Genomic DNA, 17,705 nt, shown 5'->3' with positions numbered 1-17,705 from the left:
GACCCTGTGTGCATGTAAATGCAGGAAGTGTGCCAAGTTGAATCCAACTACCTGAAAGGCCTGTGACAGCGGGCCAGCGCGGGCGCTAGCTAGGGGCGTATAAGAATCCAAAAAACCCATCTCGCAAATCGGGACAATCACCAATCTTGTGCAATCAAGCCCGACCAGCGTGCGTTTGCGCCTTATTGCTGCGCTGCAGCGATCGCACTAAATGCGACTGTGGTGCGACATTTCGCCATACAATGCGCATCAAACTGGGTTATTGATGAGGCTGGTAAATGAATGTGACGCTGCGTCAGCTAAGGGTTTTCATTGAGGTCGCCCGTTTGCAGAGCTTTAGCCGGGCCGGCGATGAAATCGGTCTGACGCAATCGGCGGTCAGTCGCTGCGTACGCGAACTGGAGGGGGAGATCGGTCTGAAGTTGATCGACCGCACCACGCGTGAGGTGCAGCTCACGGATGTCGGCGGCAATCTGGTGTCGAGTGTGTCACGTCTGCTGACGGATCTGGACGACGCATTGCGCGAGATCCGCGAAATCGGCGAGCAGCGCCGTGGACGGGTGGTGGTGGCCGCAAGCCCGACGATCGCCTGCCGGTTGATGCCCGGCGTGGTGGCGTCGTGCGGGCGGCAGTTTCCCTACATCACATTGGGCCTGCGCGACGACGTGCAAAGCGACGTGGTGCGCAAGGTGAAGTCGGGCGAAGTCGATTTCGGCGTGATCATCGGTCCGTTTTCCGCTGACGACCTGCTGAGCGAATCGCTGATGACAGATTCGTTTTGCGTCGTTTCGCGCGACGACCACCCCTTGGCGGCACAGAGGCAGGTGGCATGGACGGACCTCGAAGGCCAGCAGCTCGTCATGCTCGATTACGCGTCAGGCAGCCGGCCGATCATTGATGCCGTGATGCAGGAGTACGGCGTAAGCGCCACCGTGGTGCAGGAGCTGGGGCATTCCGCGACCGTTTTTGGGCTGGTCGAGGCGGGCGTGGGCGTGAGCGTGCTGCCCTGGCTGGCCTTGCCGCTGCCGGCGGGCGCCTCGCTGGTGGCGCGGCCGCTCGTGCCGCGCGCCGAGCGCACCGTCGAACTGGTGCGGCGGCGCGACCGCTCGCTGTCGCCGGCGGCGGAGGCGGTGTGGAGTCTGATTCGTCAATTGCCGGCGCGGGCTGAGGATTTGGGCTGATGACGCGGGCTTGGGCCGTTTGTTCAGCGAGATGAGATTTGTCGCGATCCGCGGAGCGGTCACCGCCTTGAGCCTAGCCCGATAGTCGGGGCGACTGGTGCGGTCGGCTTTCTGATCGTGCCTGGCGAGTCAGCGACTTCGCCGTCCCGAAAACAGGCGGCGCGCTAAACTGACGCCTCTTCCCAAGCGTCAGCCCTTACCTATCACCTGTCTGGAAGCCTCGATGAGCGAAACGGATCTGCCTGTGCCCTCCGTCCCCAACGCGCGCGATGCCGTGCGCGCACTGCGTCCTTCGCAGATCCGAGAAGTCGCTAACGCCGGTTTCGGCGTTGCGGACGTGTTGCCGTTCTGGTTCGGCGAGTCCGATCGGGTGACCCCGGCCTTCATCCGCGACGCCGCAAGCGCAGCGTTAGCCGCGGGCGCCACCTTCTATACGCATAACCTGGGCATTGCGCCGTTGCGCGCGGCGCTCGCGGACTACGTCAGCGCGTTGCACGGGACGACCTCGTCCGATCATATTGCGGTGACGAGCGCCGGCGTCAATGCGCTGATGCTGGCCGCGCAATTGGTGGTGGGGGCGGGCGACCGTGTCGTCGCGGTCACGCCGCTGTGGCCGAATCTGGTCGAGATTCCCAAGATTCTGGGCGCGCATGTAGAAACCGTCGCGCTGGGCTACGGTGAGCGCGGCTGGCAACTCGATCTCGAGCAGTTGCTGGCGGCGCTGACGCCGGACACAAAGATGCTGCTGATCAACTCGCCGAACAATCCAACCGGCTGGGTGATGAGCCGCGAAGAGCAGCGCGCCGTGCTGGCGCATTGCCGCCGCCACGGTATCTGGATCGTCGCTGACGAAGTTTACGAGCGTCTTTATTACGCGGACGCCGAAGCTGGCGCCTACAGCCCCCATTCACGCACGGCGCCGTCGTTTCTCGATCTGGCCACGCGCGACGAGCGCGTGATCTGCGTGAATTCGTTTTCCAAGGCGTGGCTGATGACCGGCTGGCGGCTCGGCTGGATCGTCGCGCCGGCCTCGCTGATGGACGATCTGGGCAAGCTGGTCGAATACAACACCTCGTGTGCACCGGCTTTCGTCCAGCAGGCGGGCATCGCGGCCGTCCAGCAGGGCGAGCGCTTCACGCAGGAACTGGTGCTCGACCTGAAGGCGTCGCGCGACCATCTGGTGCGGGCGCTGTCCACGGTGCCGGGCGTCGACGTTAAGGCGCCGCTCGGGGCGATGTATGTGTTTTTCTCGATGCCGGGGGCCTCGCGCAGTCTCGAACTATGCAAGGCCATGGTGCGCGAAGTGGGCCTGGGCGTGGCACCCGGCAGCGCGTTTGGTCCGCAAGGCGAGGGGTTTGTGCGCTGGTGCTATGCCTGCGACACGGCGCGGCTGGACGCGGGTGTCGAGCGTCTGAAGCGTTTCCTGGCGCAGCACGGCACGCATTGAGGTGCGGCGGAACGGGCGCTTGGCGTGGGTGAAGGGCACAACCAAGGGCCCAACTAAGGGCCGATTTCAGTCCGATTCTCGTGCATTTCCGCCTGGTTTTCCGCGAAAGCACGCAGCTTGGGGCGCCGCTGAAAAATGCGCCGGGGATTTCGTCTTTACGCACTGGTTGTTTTTGCGTAATATGGCGCTCAGTCACGCGATTCCTTTCAGGAATATCGCTGCTCCGTCCGGCTGGGTTTGGCTCGATTGCCTGTTTCGCCTCCCCCCGGTGCGTGCTCCCATCAATATGACCGATCAGAATCGGGCGAGCGCGTCTTCAGTTCCACATCGTCTGTTTGATCCGGTTCTTTGACCACAGGGTCTGACCTAGCTGCATGAATACCCAAGAGGCGAAGATCGTCCTCGAGACTGCCTTGATCTGCGCGCAGGAGCCGTTAAAGCTCGTCGATTTGCGCAAGCTCTTTGCCGACGGCGTGTCGGCAGACACTGTTCGGAATTTGCTCGAAGACCTGAAGCAGGATTGGTCTGGGCGCGGTGTGGAGCTGGTCGGGCTGGCGTCGGGCTGGCGATTTCAAAGCAAGCCCGCGATGCGCTCGTACCTGGATCGTTTGCATCCTGAGAAGCCGCCGAAATATTCGCGCGCGGTGCTCGAGACGCTCGCGATCATTGCGTACAGGCAACCGGTCACGCGCGGCGATATCGAAGAGATTCGCGGCGTCACGGTGAATACGCAGGTCGTCAAGCAACTCGAGGATCGCGGCTGGATCGAGGTGATCGGCCATCGTGATGTGCCGGGCCGCCCAGCGCTGTACGCGACGACGCGGCAATTTCTCGACGACCTCGGTTTGAAGGCGCTCGACGAATTGCCGCCCCTCGCGGATCCGTCGGCGCAGTTGAACGCGGATCTGCTCGGTCAGCATGCGATCGAATTTTCCGAGGCCGCGACTGTACAGGCGTTGGCTTCGGGTGAAGAGAGCCCGCTCGAAGCGCCGTCGGAATCTGCCGTCGGCGAGGCAGGTGCTGAAGCAGGCGAGGCAGTTGAACTTGCCGACGCAAGGCATGATCCGGCGGATGCCGCGCCGGCGCCCGAGTCGCATCAGGACGCTGCTGCAGCTCCGAACAGGCAAGAACATGTCGAAGCAGCGAACTTTGAACCGCAGGCCGGCGTCGCCGAGCCTGCACTGAATCACGATCCGGTCTCCCAGGCCGATCCGGCAATACCCGCGCACGACTCGGGCGTACTCCGCGATACGGAGCACGCCGCCGAGCCGAACCCGACCACGGCGGCGCACGGCGATCTTGAGGATCGCCGCGATGCCGCACAGGACGCAGGCATTCTGACCGACGACGAACCCGAGTCGCGCAGCGCCTGACGTAACCGAACTTTTTTTGCCGCGCCCGCAATGGGCGCGCGCGACCTGACATTTTGAGGTTGTTTTGACACATACCCACGACACCGATTCGTCCGAATCCGAGCGCGCCGTGCCGTCGGCACGCGCCGACGAAGCGCGTACCACGCAAGCGTCGGCAGGCGAGGGCGAGCGCCCGGCGCCGGCCACGGAAGCAGACGGTGAAGACCGTCCGCGCCGCGGCCTGCGTCGCGGACCGCGTAGCCTGATCGCGCGGCGCCGCGCCGGAGCGAAGACGAAGGGCGCCGAAGGCGCGCCCGCGCAAGTAGCTCCGGTCGTCACCGAAACGCCGCCGGACGGCGAGGTGGTCGCGCAAGTGCGCATGCCGCGCAAGGATGGTGGCGCCAAGGGCCAGGGCCCGCGCCGCAATGCAGGCGGCGCGAAGCGCGAGGGTGGTCAGCGTGAAGGTGCGCCCCGCGAGGGCGGCCCTCGCGAAGGCGGGCGCGGCGAGCGTCAGCCGCGCGAAGGCGGTCAGCGTCAGAATCGCCGTGGCGCCGAAGCGCCGGTGGAAATCGCAGCCGAAGCGAACCCGGACGATCTGTTCTCGTACGTCACGTCGCCCGCATTCGATGCGGACAACAGCGCCACCGGCGGCGTACGCGCCCCGATGCTGCGCCGTGGCAAGCCGGCCGCGCCCAAGCGCGTCCTGGCTGCGGACGACGACGCGCCGAAGCTGCACAAAGTGCTGGCCGAAGCCGGCATGGGCTCGCGCCGCGACATGGAAGAACTGATCGTCGCCGGCCGCGTGTCGGTGAACGGCGAGCCGGCTCACATCGGCCAGCGCATCATGCCGACCGACCAGGTCCGCATCAACGGCAAGCCGGTCAAGCGCAAGCTGGCCAACAAGCCGCCGCGCGTCCTGCTGTATCACAAACCGACTGGCGAAATCGTCAGCCACGCCGATCCGGAAGGCCGCCCGTCGGTGTTCGACAAGCTGCCGCCGATGAAAACCGCCAAGTGGCTCGCGGTCGGCCGCCTCGACTTCAACACCGAAGGTCTGCTGATGCTGACCACCTCGGGCGATCTGGCGAACCGTTTCATGCATCCGCGTTACAGCGTCGAGCGTGAATATGCGGTGCGCGTGGTGGGCGAGCTGGCGGAAGGCATGCGTCAGAAGCTGTTGCACGGCGTCGAGCTGGAAGACGGCCCGGCGAATTTCCTGCGCATCCGCGATGGCGGCGGCGAAGGCACCAATCATTGGTATCACGTCGCGCTCGCCGAAGGCCGTAATCGGGAAGTGCGCCGCATGTTCGAAGCAGCCGGCCTGATGGTCAGCCGCCTGATCCGCACGCGTCATGGCCCGATCTCGCTGCCGAAGGGCCTGAAGCGCGGTCGCTGGGAAGAACTCGAAGACAATCAGGTGCGCGCGCTGATGGCGTCGGTCGGTCTGAAGGCGCCGTCGGAAGAAAAGGGCGGCCGCAGAGAGGCACCGGAGCGCAAGCAGCCGGATCCGATGCAAACGTCGATGGGCTTCATTAGCCGCGAACCGGTACTGATGTCGCATGGCCGTTTCGACCAACAGCAGCCGCGCGGTCAAGGCCGTCGCGGTGCGGCGGGTGGCGGCTTCGGCGGTGGTTCGGGTGGTGGTTTTGGCGGTGGTAGCGGTGGCGGTTACGGCAACCGCGGCGCTGGCCGCAGCGCCGGCGGCTTCAGCGGCCCGATGGGCGGCGGCGGTGCGCCTGGTCCGCGTGGCGGCCGTGACGTCGATGGCAATCGCGCGCCGTCGGGTAATGGCAATCGTGCGGCTGGCGGCGGTAAGCGCGCTGGCGGCCCTGGCGGTGGCAATCCGGGCGGCGGCAGCCGCGGGCCAGCCGGCAATCGCGGCGGTAACGCCAACCGCGCCGGTGGCGGTGGCAACCCCAACGCGGCGGGTGGTGCCAATCGTGGTGGTGGAGCGCCGCGCGGCCGTTCGCGTGGCCGTTAAACGGCAAGCAACTTAAGCATGACGGTTGGCTGCTGATCGTTCATCAACGATTTACGCTTCGCCACCGTCAGAATCAATCGACGAGCGCCGCGGGTTTCATCTGATGCATAAAACCGCGGCGTGCGCATAAGTAGGGGCAGAGTTTCCTCGCCCTGCTTGTCCGGCGCAGGTCCGGGGTGGCGCAAGCCGCCTTGCAAAAGGCCAGGCGCGCCGCCATATCGTTGAAAGATTCCCATGAAATCAAGCGGAAATGCGCTTCGTACGGCGTTCTGCGGTTTGCGTTTGTCCCGAAAAATGGCTACAATCGCGGAGTCGCTGGGCGTGCGGCTTTTCATGTGCGGCTCAGGTGCGACCACCGGTAATAAGATGATGGGCGTTTAGCCCATTTTTTTTTGCCGCGCAGTTCTAAGTGGTTCGGCATCTCGGGTAGCACGAACGTGCGCCGGCTTGGCGCGCGGCCCGCATTGGTGTTTGCAGACAAACCCGGCAGGTCTCGCCGCGCGAACATCTTAGAGGGCACTGTGCAACTGACGGAACTGATTGAAACCACGGTCGTGGGACTCGGCTACGAGCTCGTCGATCTCGAGCGCACCGGGCGCGGCATGTTGTGTATTTATATCGACCAGCCGGCCGGCATCGCGATCGAAGACTGCGAGAAAGTCACGCGTCAGCTCCAGCACGTTCTGACGGTCGAAAATATCGATTACGAGCGGCTTGAAGTGTCGTCGCCGGGTCTCGACCGCCCGCTGAAAAAACTGGCGGATTTTGAACGCTTCGCAGGCAGCGAAGTGGTAATCACATTGAAAAAGCCATTGGACGGACGGAAATCGTACCGGGGCATTCTGCATGCTCCGCAAGGCGAGACGATCGGTCTGGAATTTGAAGGGAAGGAAGGCGCCGCGATGCTCGATTTCACCGTCGCGGATATCGATAAGGCACGCCTCGTTCCGAAAGTTGACTTTAGGAGCCGCAAACAATGAGTCGCGAAGTGTTGATGCTGGTGGATGCGCTGGCACGCGAGAAGAACGTCGATAAAGACGTGGTATTTGCCGCGCTCGAGGCGGCCCTCGCTTCGGCCTCCAAGAAACTCTTCGAAGAAGACGCGGACATCCGCGTCCAGATCGACCGTGAAAGCGGCGAGCACGAAACGTTTCGCCGCTGGAAAGTGGTGCCGGACGAAGCTGGCCTGCAGGAGCCGGATCAGGAAATCCTGCTGTTCGAAGCACGCGAACAGAAGCCGGAAATCCAGCTCGACGAATACATCGAAGAACCGGTGCCGTCGATCGAATTCGGCCGTATCGGCGCACAGGCTGCCAAGCAGGTGATCCTGCAGAAGGTGCGCGACGCGGAACGCGAGCAGATCCTGAACGACTTCCTCGAGCGCGGCGAGCACATCATGACCGGCTCGGTGAAGCGCCTGGATAAGGGCAACTTCATCGTCGAAACCGGCCGTGTCGAAGCGCTGCTGCGCCGCGACCAGTTGATTCCGAAGGAAAATCTGCGCGTGGGCGACCGCGTGCGCGCCTATATCGCCAAGGTCGATCGCACCGCTCGCGGTCCGCAGATCGAACTGTCGCGTACGGCGCCCGAATTCCTGATGAAGCTGTTCGAAATGGAAGTGCCGGAAATCGAACAGGGCCTGCTGGAAATCAAGGCGGCGGCCCGCGATCCGGGCGTGCGCGCCAAGATCGGCGTGATCGCTTACGACAAGCGCATCGACCCGATCGGCACCTGCGTCGGTATCCGCGGTTCGCGTGTCCAGGCCGTGCGTAACGAGCTTGGTGGCGAAAACGTCGACATCGTGCTATGGTCGGAAGATCCCGCACAGTTTGTGATCGGCGCGCTCGCGCCGGCAGCCGTCCAGTCGATCGTCGTCGATGAAGAAAAGCATTCGATGGACGTCGTCGTAGACGAAAACGAACTGGCGGTCGCGATCGGCCGCAGCGGCCAGAACGTGCGTCTTGCCAGCGAACTCACCGGCTGGCAGATCAACATCATGACGCCGGACGAATCTGCGCAAAAGCAGAATCAGGAGCGCGGTGTACTGCGTGACCTGTTCATGGCGCGTCTCGATGTCGACGAAGAAGTGGCCGACATCCTGATCGACGAAGGCTTTACGAGCCTCGAAGAGATCGCTTATGTGCCGCTCAACGAGATGCTCGAAATCGAAGCATTCGACGAAGACACCGTTCACGAACTGCGTAATCGCTCGCGCGATGCGTTGTTGACGTTGGCGATCGCGAATGAAGAAAAGGTCGAGAATGTTGCACTCGACCTGAAGAGCCTGGACGGCATGGATGCCGACCTGCTCGCCAAGCTTGCCGAACATCAGATCCAGACGCGCGACGAACTCGCCGAGCTGGCTGTGGATGAACTGGTCGAGATGACCGGAATGGAAGAGGATGCCGCTAAGGCGTTGATCATGAAAGCACGTGAACATTGGTTCCAGTGAGAAATGACCATGGCGCACTAAATTGAACGCGGCCGTTAGGCCGCATGACAAGATGCTAACCGCAAGGAATCGGTCCTTGCATTAAGAGGAATGAATGGCGAGTAACAACGTAGCCCAATTTGCCGCGGAACTGAAAATGCCTGCAGGCGTGCTCCTTGAGCAGCTTCAGGCAGCAGGCGTCACTAAAGCGAGCGAAGACGACAGCTTGTCCGAAACGGACAAGGCGCGTCTGCTCGACCACTTGCGCAAGTCTCACGGCTCGACTGATGCGGACAAGCGCAAGATCACGCTGACGAAACGGCATACGTCGGAGATCAAGCAATCCGACGCGACGGGCAAAGCTCGCACCATTCAGGTCGAGGTGCGTAAGAAGCGCACTTTCGTCCGCCGCGACGAATCTGCCGCTGAAGGCGGGGATGCATCGAATCATGTGGCCGAAGCTGATGTAGACGATCTGGAACTCCAGCGTCGTGAAGAGGAAGCACGTCACGAAGCCGAGCTGCTCGAAAAGCAGGCTCAGGAGTTGAAGGCACGTCAGGAACAGCTCGAACGCGAAGAAGCCGAACGTCAGGCGCGCGAGCAGGCGGCTGAAGCCGAGCGTCGTCGTGCGGAAGAAGAAGCGGCGAAGAAGCGCGCGGCGGCTGCGGCCGAAGCGGCGGCTCGCGAACAGGCTCAAGCTGCCCAGCCGGCGCAGGCTGCCAAGGCGGCGGCGAAGGCTGAACCGGTCGCGGCCAAGGCTGCGGAACCGGCGGTTGCCAAGGAAAGCGAGCAGGACGACGAGCGTGCTGCGGCAGAACGCGCGGCACAACGCGAAGCAGCGAAGAAAGCGGAAGACGCAGCGCGTCAGGCCGCCGAGAAAACGCGCGCCGAGCAGGAAGAAGTCAGCAAGCGCCGTGCGGCGGCAGAAGCCGAAGCGCGTGCGATTCGCGAAATGATGAACACGCCGCGCAAGGCGCAGGTCAAGGCGCCGGAACCGGCACCGAAGCCCGCTGAGCCGGCCAAGCCCGTGGAAGCCAAGGGCACGCTGCACAAGCCGGCGCGTCCGGCGGGTGAAGCACCGGCACGTCCGGCAGCCAAGAAACCGGCTGCTGCGGCTCCGGCTGCAACGACCACGCCGTCGGCTGGCGACAAGAAAAAGCCGGGCGGTGGCAAGGGCGGCTGGCAGGACGACGCAGCGAAGCGCCGTGGCATCAAGACGCGTGGCGATACGAGCGGCGGTGTCGATCGTGGCTGGCGCGGTGGCCCGAAGGGGCGCGGCAAGCATCAGGATCAGAACACCACGTTCCAGGCGCCGACCGAACCGATCGTGCGTGAAGTGCACGTGCCGGAAACCATCACGGTCGCCGATCTGGCGCACAAGATGGCGGTGAAGGCCTCGGAAGTCATCAAGTCGATGATGAAGCTCGGCCAGATGGTCACGATCAACCAGATGCTGGACCAGGAAACGGCGATGATCATCGTCGAGGAACTGGGCCACCACGCGGTTGCGGCCAAGCTGGACGATCCGGAAGCCATGCTGGTCGAAGGCGAAATCACGGACGCAGAAGCACTGCCGCGTCCGCCGGTCGTCACGGTCATGGGTCACGTCGACCACGGCAAGACCTCGCTGCTCGACTACATCCGCCGCGCCAAGGTTGCAGCGGGTGAAGCGGGCGGGATTACGCAGCACATCGGTGCGTATCACGTCGAAACGCCGCGCGGTGTCATCACGTTCCTCGATACGCCGGGCCACGAAGCATTTACGGCCATGCGTGCTCGCGGTGCGAAGGCAACCGACATCGTGATTCTGGTGGTGGCAGCCGACGACGGCGTGATGCCGCAAACGAAGGAAGCCATTGCCCACGCGAAGGCAGGCGGCGTGCCGCTCGTCGTCGCGATCAACAAGATCGACAAGCCGGATGCGAATCCGGAGCGCGTCAAGCAGGAACTCGTCGCGGAAGGCGTCGTGCCGGAAGAATACGGTGGCGATTCGCCGTTCGTGTCGGTGTCGGCTAAAACCGGCGCAGGCATCGACGACCTGCTCGAAAACGTGCTGCTGCAAGCCGAAGTGCTGGAACTGAAGGCACCGGTCGAAGCGCCGGCCAAGGGTCTCGTTATTGAAGCGAAACTCGATAAGGGTAAGGGGCCGGTTGCAACGATCCTGGTCCAGTCGGGTACGCTGAACCGCGGTGACGTGGTGCTGGCAGGTAGCGCTTACGGTCGCGTGCGAGCCATGCTCGACGAAACCGGCAAGCCGACCAAGTCGGCAGGCCCGTCGATCCCGGTCGAGATTCAAGGTCTGTCGGAAGTCCCGCAAGCTGGCGAAGAAGTCATCGTCATGCCGGACGACCGCAAGGCGCGTGAAGTCGCGTTGTTCCGTCAAGGCAAGTTCCGCGACGTCAAGCTGGCCAAGCAACAGGCCGCGAAGCTCGAGAACATGCTGGAACAGATGGGCGAAGGCGAAGTGGCGTACATGCCGCTCATCGTCAAGGCCGACGTGCAAGGTTCGCAGGAAGCGCTGGTGCAGTCGCTGCTGAAGCTGTCGACCGACGAAGTTCGTGTGCAGATCGTGCACGGCGCAGTCGGTGGCATCAGCGAGTCGGACGTCAACCTGGCTACGGCTTCGAAGGCGGTCATCATCGGCTTCAACACCCGTGCGGATGCACAGGCGCGCAAGCTGGCGGAAAGCAACGGCGTCGATATTCGCTACTACAACATCATCTATGACGCCGTGGATGAAGTGAAGGCTGCGATGTCGGGCATGCTGGCACCGGAGAAGCGCGAAGTCGTGACAGGTACGGTCGAAGTGCGTCAGGTCTTCAAGGTACCGAAGATCGGTGCGGTGGCCGGCTGTATGGTCACGGACGGTTTCGTCAAGCGTTCCTCGTCGGTGCGCGTGCTGCGCAACAACGTCGTCATCTTCACGGGCGAGCTCGATTCGCTCAAGCGCTTCAAGGACGACGTGAAGGAAGTCCGTCAGGGCTTCGAGTGCGGTATGTCGATCAAGAACTTCAACGATATCGTCGAAGGCGATCAGTTCGAAGTCTTCGAGGTTACCGAAGTCGCGCGTACGCTGTAATTCACGCGGCATTGGCTCAACGGGCGGAGCGGGCTTAAGCGCCCGCTCCGCCCGTTGCCTTTGGGCCTCGCGCATTTTGTCGCGCATTGCGCCCCGCGGTGGCTTGAAGTTGCTATCAAGCCGCTCATTGCCGTCCGGGCAATTACCACCTCGGTTCGCGCGAACAACTTTTTTGGATCCGTCAGAACGGATCACACAAACACCATGCCTAAAAAACGTTCTTCTCCCAATCGCAACGTGCAGATCGCCGATCAGATCCAGCGCGACCTGTCCGAGCTGCTGCGCGAGGTCAAGGATCCGCGCATCGGCCTCGTCACCATTCAAAGTGTCGAGCTGACGCCCGACTACGCGCACGCGAAGGTCTACTTCACGACGCTGACCGGCGACCCGCAGCAGACGCTCGAAGCGCTCCAGCACGCGGCCGGCCATCTGCACAATCAGTTGTTCAAGCGCCTGCACATTCATACCGTGCCGACGCTGCATTTCCATTACGACCAGACGATCGAACGGGCCGTCGAAATGTCCCGTCTGATCGACGAGGCGAACGCCAATCGCGCGAAAGAAGACTGAGCGCGTTGTTATCCGCGTTCCGGGCTGCACTGCTTCAGTAGCAGTTCATTTAGCGCTGTTTCCGTACATTTCGAAGACCCTGTCTTTCTGACATGACCGCACCTCAACGCCCCCGCGTGCCACGTCGCGCGCTCGACGGCGTGCTGCTGCTCGACAAGCCGCTCGGCCTGTCGAGCAACGACGCGCTGATTCGCGCGAAGCGTCTCTACCTGGCCAAAAAGGCGGGCCACACCGGCACGCTCGATCCACTCGCCACAGGTCTTTTGCCGCTGTGTTTCGGCGAAGCGACCAAGTTTTCGCAAGACCTGCTCGAAGCCGACAAGACCTATGAGGCGACCATGCGCCTCGGTATTCGCACGACCACCGGAGACGCCGAAGGCGAAGCAATCGACACGCGCGACGTGACGTGCGATCAGGCCGCGGTAGAGGCGGCCATGCAGAAATTTCTCGGCGACATCGTCCAGGTCCCACCGATGTATTCGGCGCTCAAGCGCGACGGCAAGCCGCTATACGAATACGCGCGCGCCGGCCAGACGGTGGAGCGGGAAGGGCGTCAGGTGACGATTCACGCGCTCGACATGCTCGCCTGTGCGTTGCCCGACGTGACGTTTCGCGTGACGTGCAGCAAAGGCACGTATGTGCGCACGCTCGCCGAGGATATCGGCGAAGCGCTTGGTTGTGGTGCGCATCTGGTCGCGCTGCGGCGTACCGGCGTCGGCGCGCTGACGCTGGAGAATTCGGTGACGCTCGACGCGCTGTCCGATGCGACGGAGAGCGAGCGTGATACGTGGCTGCAACCGGTCGATGCATTGCTGTCGACGTTCCCGCTTGTCACACTGGACGAAGACGCGACCCGTCGCTTCCTGCACGGGCAGCGGCTGAAGCTCTCCGAGTTGACCATTGCCGGCGACGCGGTGAATGCGCCGCGCGTACGCGTGTATGCAGCGGACGGGCGTTTGCTTGGTGTCGCGAAGCAAGGCGAGGGTGTGCTGGCGCCGGAACGGCTTGTGGTCACAGCAGCGAGCTAGCGCGGAAGGTCAGCGCCGCCTCGTCAGCAGCAACAAAAAAGGCGGGACCGCTCACCAGCGGTCCCGCCTTTTTTCCATACAGCCCGCGTCTTAGCCCGCGTCGCGGACTAAGACCAGAACCTCAATGCGCCGCCGCAGCTGCCGCACCCGCATCACCACCGGCGCGTTCCGGCTTTGCCATCCAGATCAGCGCGATCAGCGCGACAAAGATCCCTGCCGATACAAAGAACAGATCGTTCACGCCCAACTGCGCGGCCTGCTGCGTAGCCATCGAATTGAACAGACCATATGCCTGCGGCTGACTGAAGCCCGCGGCACCCATCTGCCGGATCGACTGATCGAACACCGGGTTGTACGCGCTCGCCTGTTCGGCCAGTTGCGCATGATGCATGATGGTGCGGTGATCCCACGCGGTTTGGAAAATCGACGTGCCAATACCGCCGCACATGATCCGCACGAAATTCGACAAGCCCGACGCAGCCGGAATCCGGTTTCCCGGCAAACCCGACAGCGTAATCGACACCAGCGGGATGAAGAACCCGGCCATGCCGATCCCCTGAATCAACGTGGGCATGAGCAGCGAATAAGTATCGACGCCCGTCGTATAACGTGAGCGCATCCAGAAACACAGCGCGAACACGAGGAACGACAAGGTCGCGATGTAGCGCGGATCGGTACGCGGCAAGATCTTGCCGGTGATCGGCGACAGCAGCACGGCGAACACGCCGACCGGCGCCATCACGAGACCCGCTTCGGTGGCGGTGTAGCCGATATCGGTCTGCAGCCACAACGGCAACAACACGAGGTTGCCGAAGTAGAGCCCGTAGCCGATCGACAACGCAATCGTGCCGCTCGTGAAATTGCGCCGGCTGAAGAGCGACAGGTCGACCACGGGATGCTCGGCCGTCAATTCCCACACAATGAAGAACGCGAGCGAAATCACCGCGACCAGCGCAAGTACGACGATGGTGGTCGACGAGAACCAGTCGAGGTCCTTGCCCTTATCGAGCATCACCTGCAGCGAGCCGACCCAGAGGATCAGCAGGCCGAGACCGACGCCGTCGATCGGCGCCTTTTTGACGACCGAATCGCGGTTACGGAAGATCGTCCACGTCGCCACCGCGGCGATCGCGCCGACCGGAATGTTGACGTAGAAAATCCACGGCCACGAGATGTTGTCCGAGATCCAGCCGCCAAGAATCGGGCCGGCCACCGGCGCGATCAATGTGGTCATCGCCCACATCGATAAAGCCATCGGCGCCTTGGCGCGTGGGTAGCTCGCGAGCAGCAGCGTTTGCGATAGCGGAATCATCGGGCCGGCCACGGCGCCTTGCAGCACGCGCGAGGCCAGCAGGAACGGCAGGGTGGGGGCGAGACCGCACATCCACGACGAGATCACGAACAGGATGATCGACGCCATGAACAGGCGCACCTGGCCGATACGGTCGGTGAGCCAGCCGGTCAGCGGCACGGAGATCGCGTTCGCCACCGCGAACGACGTGATCACCCATGTGCCCTGGTCGGACGACACACCGAGGTCGCCCGAAATGGACGGGATCGACACGTTCGCAATCGACGTGTCGAGCACGTTCATGAACACGGCGAGCGACACCGCGATGGTGCCGATCACCAGTTGCGCGCCCTCGAGCGGCGGATGAGGGACTTGCGCCTGAGCCTGAGCCATTAATAAAACCTTCTATGAATCGTCGCGCCGCTTACATCAGCTTCGCGGCGGGCTTGGCAGCGCCGCCGGCTTGCGCCGACTTCTGCGAGCCGCCGTTCGGACCTGCATTCTCCGAAATGATGCGGGCGATTTCCGCATCCGCCTCATCGCCGTACTTGTCGAACACATTGGTCTGATAGACCGTGTTCGGCGCCTGGCCGAGCTGACCACCCTGGTCGTCCTTGATGCTCACGTCGGCTTGCATCGACAGGCCGATACGCAGCGGATGCTTTTCAAGTTCCTGCGGGTCGAGCGCGATCCGTACCGGCAGACGCTGGACCACCTTGATCCAGTTGCCGGTTGCGTTCTGCGCGGGCAGTAGCGAGAACGCCGAACCCGTACCCGCCGAGAAGCCGACCACCTTGCCGTGGTACACCACCGACGAACCGTACACGTCGGCCGTCAACTCGACCGGCTGGCCGATGCGCATGTGCTTCAGTTGCACTTCCTTGAAGTTCGCATCGACCCACACGCCGCCCAACGGCACGATAGCCATCAGCGGGGTGCCCGGCGAGACGCGCTGGCCGACCTGCACCGAGCGCTTCGCGACGTAGCCCGTGACCGGCGCCGGCAGGTTGTTACGGGCGTTGGCCAGATACGCGTCGCGCACCTTCGCGGCGGCAGCCTGCACGTTCGGGTGATTGGCGATCGTGGTGTTGGCGGTCAGCGCGCGGTTCGACGCCAGTTGTTGCTGGGCGGCGTCGACTGAGGCTTGCGCGCTCTTCACGGCATCGCGGGCGTGCGAGATTTCTTCGGCCGACACGGCGCCGGTTTGTGCGACCGTCAGGCGGCGCTTCAAGTCGTCCTGTGCGCGCGACAGATCGGACTGGCGCTGGGCAACTTGCGCCTGGTACTGGTTGTCGTCGGCGAACAGGCCGCGCACCTGGCGCACCGTCTGCGCGAGATTCGCTTCGGCTTGTTCGAGCGCGACGCGAGCGTCGGCCGGATCGAGCACGACGAGCGGGTCGCCGGCCTTCACAGTTTGCGTGTCGTCCGCGTTCACGGCGACAACCGTGCCGGTGACTTGCGGCGTGATCTGCACGACGTTGCCGTTCACGTACGCGTCGTCGGTGTCTTCATGGAAGCGTGCGTCGAGGAAGTAGTACAGGCCGTAGGCGACCGCGGCGATCAGGATCACGATGACGAGCAGCGTCATCATGCGCTTGCGTTTGCCGCTGTTCGCCGGCGGTTGTACCGGTTGCGTCGGCTGCGGGGCCGGCTGAGTCGGCTGTGTAGTAGCCGCGGGCTGTTGGGTGGTGCTCATTGATGTGCTCCGGGTTCTCTCAAGCGTCGTCGTTTATTCGGATGTTTATGCGAGTGTGGGTCGCGTCGATGTGGCTTCAGTTTGCAGCGGCGGTCGCAGCGGTGGCCGATGCCGCGGCGGCCGATGCCGGGGCATCGGTCGGCACCACGAGGCCCGTTTGCGTTGCGTCGAAACCGCCACCGAGCGCCTTGATGAGGCCGATCTGCAGATCGCGGCGGCGCATCTTGAGGCCCGTTACCGTCTGTTCGGCGGCAAGGCGGTTCTGGTCGGCGGTCAGCACCTGCAACTGCGGCGACAAACCGGCCTTGTAGCGGATCACCGCGAGCTGATAGGCCTTGGTCGACGCGTCGAGCGCGCGCTGTGCATCGCCCGATTGCTGGTCGATCGAACGGATCGACGACACTTGCGTCGCGACATCCGAGAGCGCATTGATCAGCGTCTGGTTGTAGTCCGCCACATCGAGGTCGAAGTCTGCGTAGCGGCCCTTCAACTGCGAGCGCAGCGCGCCGGCGTCGAAGATGGGCAGGTGAATCGCCGGACCGAATTGCATCTGACGGCTGCCCGACTTCAGGAAACGGCCCCAGCCGAACGCATCGAAACCGAAACCGGCGGCGAGGTTGACGTCCGGGAAGAATTCGGCCTTCGCTTCCTTCACGTCGTGCATCGCGGCTTCGACCTGCCAGCGCGCGGCGACGATATCCGCGCGGCGCGCCACGAGGTCGGCGGGCAGGTTGTTCGGCAGCGCTACGGTATCGCCGGTGGTCAGGGCCGGTTTGGCGATCTGCAGGCCACGATCCGGACCCTTGCCGAGCAGCGCGCCCAACTGATAGCGCGCCACGGTGATCTGGCCGTCGAGATCGGTCAGGTTCGCCTGGCTGGTCGCGATGTTGCCGTTCGCGGTTTCCCGTTCGACGTTGGTGTCGAGCCCCGCGGTTACGCGGCCGTTGGTGATGCGGCTGATGTCCTGGCGGTTGGCGATTTCGCGCGCGGCGATGTCGCGGAATGCGTACAACTGGGCGAGCTGGTTATAGGTGCTCGCCACGGAGGAGGCAAGCGTTACGCGCGCCTGCTGCATGTCGGCTTCAGCGGCTTTTTCCTGCGACACGGCCTGACCGAGGCGCTGGCGGTTCTTGCCCCACAGGTCCAGATCCCACGACGCGCTCGCCAGCACGTTGTTCTCGCTATACCAGGTGCCGCCGTACGGCGGCGGGTAGAGCGCATTCGCCGAGAACAGCTCGCGAGTCCACGAGTAGCTGCCGTTGACCTTCGGGTACAGCGCCGAGCGCGAGCTTTCAATATAAGACGAAGCCTTGGCGAGGCGTGCCTGCGCCTGCGCGATCGAGGGGCTGCCTTCCAGCGCTTCCGCGATCAGCTTCGGCAGTTGCGGGTCGCCGAACTGGTTGGCCCAGTCGAGCGACGGCCACTGGCCGCCCTGGCCGGACAGGCTCTGGCTGGACTCGTACTGAGCCGGCGACGAGATCTGCTTGTCGCTCTTCATGCCGAAGTAGTTCGCGCACCCCGTGAGGGCGAGCGCCGTCACCGCGGCGGCGACAGCGGCCCGGCTCGAAAGTGCGGGCGCGGACAGGGAAAGGGATTTCATCGCTCGACTCTTTGAGTGGAATGTAATGATGGACACTGCAAGCAATTTA

General features: G+C 63.4%; 13 protein-coding genes. 9 read left to right on the top strand and 4 right to left on the bottom strand.

Features of this window, described 5'->3' with window-relative positions; genetic code table 11:
* The first annotated feature begins 278 nt into the window (after positions 1-278).
* The 4 genes from FSO04_RS29965 (at position 279) to rluB (ending at position 5,961) form a co-directional block, all read left to right on the top strand.
* A complete protein-coding gene (locus FSO04_RS29965; protein WP_154565243.1) occupies positions 279-1,181 on the top strand; it encodes a LysR family transcriptional regulator in 903 nt (300 codons plus the stop codon).
* Positions 1,182-1,404: 223 nt separating this feature from the next.
* Entirely contained in the window at positions 1,405-2,628 is a 1,224-nt protein-coding gene (locus FSO04_RS29960) for a pyridoxal phosphate-dependent aminotransferase (protein ID WP_154565242.1), read from the top strand.
* A 374-nt stretch (positions 2,629-3,002) separates the two neighbouring features.
* Positions 3,003-4,001 (top strand): SMC-Scp complex subunit ScpB, encoded by a 999-nt coding sequence (gene scpB / locus FSO04_RS29955; protein WP_154565241.1) that lies wholly within the window; start codon positions 3,003-3,005, stop codon positions 3,999-4,001.
* A 64-nt stretch (positions 4,002-4,065) separates the two neighbouring features.
* Positions 4,066-5,961, top strand: a complete 1,896-nt coding sequence (gene rluB, locus FSO04_RS29950) for a 23S rRNA pseudouridine(2605) synthase RluB (protein ID WP_154565240.1) — start codon at positions 4,066-4,068, stop codon at positions 5,959-5,961.
* Here the strand turns inward: rluB and FSO04_RS29945 are convergent.
* Positions 5,958-6,296, bottom strand: a complete 339-nt coding sequence (locus FSO04_RS29945; RefSeq protein WP_154565239.1) for a hypothetical protein — start codon at positions 6,294-6,296, stop codon at positions 5,958-5,960. The genes rluB and FSO04_RS29945 overlap by 4 nt on opposite strands.
* Before the next feature lie 186 nt (positions 6,297-6,482).
* Here FSO04_RS29945 and rimP point away from each other — a divergent pair, with 186 nt between their 5' ends.
* The 5 genes from rimP (at position 6,483) to truB (ending at position 13,069) form a co-directional block, all read left to right on the top strand.
* Positions 6,483-6,941, top strand: coding sequence for a ribosome maturation factor RimP (gene rimP, locus FSO04_RS29940; RefSeq protein ID WP_028199738.1), 459 nt, complete (start codon positions 6,483-6,485; stop codon positions 6,939-6,941).
* On the top strand, positions 6,938-8,413 hold the full coding sequence (nusA, locus tag FSO04_RS29935) for a transcription termination factor NusA (protein ID WP_054034655.1): 1,476 nt from the start codon (positions 6,938-6,940) through the stop codon (positions 8,411-8,413). Before rimP ends, nusA begins: the two co-directional genes overlap by 4 nt.
* Positions 8,414-8,507: 94 nt before the next feature.
* Positions 8,508-11,471: a translation initiation factor IF-2 gene (gene infB / locus FSO04_RS29930; protein ID WP_154565238.1), complete on the top strand. Its 2,964-nt coding sequence runs from the start codon at positions 8,508-8,510 to the stop codon at positions 11,469-11,471.
* Positions 11,472-11,675: 204 nt separating this feature from the next.
* Positions 11,676-12,041, top strand: coding sequence for a 30S ribosome-binding factor RbfA (gene rbfA / locus FSO04_RS29925; RefSeq protein WP_028199735.1), 366 nt, complete (start codon positions 11,676-11,678; stop codon positions 12,039-12,041).
* 92 nt (positions 12,042-12,133) lie between these two features.
* Positions 12,134-13,069 carry a tRNA pseudouridine(55) synthase TruB gene (gene truB / locus FSO04_RS29920; RefSeq protein WP_154565237.1) on the top strand — a complete coding sequence of 312 codons (936 nt, stop codon included), beginning with the start codon at positions 12,134-12,136 and terminating at the stop codon, positions 13,067-13,069.
* Between the two features lie 121 nt (positions 13,070-13,190).
* On the opposite strand, the gene FSO04_RS29915 is transcribed toward truB, so the two are convergent.
* The 3 genes from FSO04_RS29915 to FSO04_RS29905 form a co-directional block, all read right to left on the bottom strand.
* Positions 13,191-14,753 (bottom strand): DHA2 family efflux MFS transporter permease subunit, encoded by a 1,563-nt coding sequence (locus FSO04_RS29915; protein ID WP_154565236.1) that lies wholly within the window; start codon positions 14,751-14,753, stop codon positions 13,191-13,193.
* Between the two features lie 31 nt (positions 14,754-14,784).
* Entirely contained in the window at positions 14,785-16,056 is a 1,272-nt protein-coding gene (locus FSO04_RS29910) for an EmrA/EmrK family multidrug efflux transporter periplasmic adaptor subunit (protein WP_171926860.1), read from the bottom strand.
* Positions 16,057-16,132: 76 nt separating this feature from the next.
* Positions 16,133-17,656, bottom strand: a complete 1,524-nt coding sequence (locus FSO04_RS29905) for an efflux transporter outer membrane subunit (protein WP_154565235.1) — start codon at positions 17,654-17,656, stop codon at positions 16,133-16,135.
* Positions 17,657-17,705: the final 49 nt, after the last annotated feature.

Source organism: Paraburkholderia madseniana, assembly GCF_009690905.1.
GTDB lineage: Bacteria > Pseudomonadota > Gammaproteobacteria > Burkholderiales > Burkholderiaceae > Paraburkholderia > Paraburkholderia madseniana.
The sequence above is the reverse complement of the archived record's forward strand: the minus strand, read 5'-3'. Positions and strand labels throughout refer to the sequence as shown.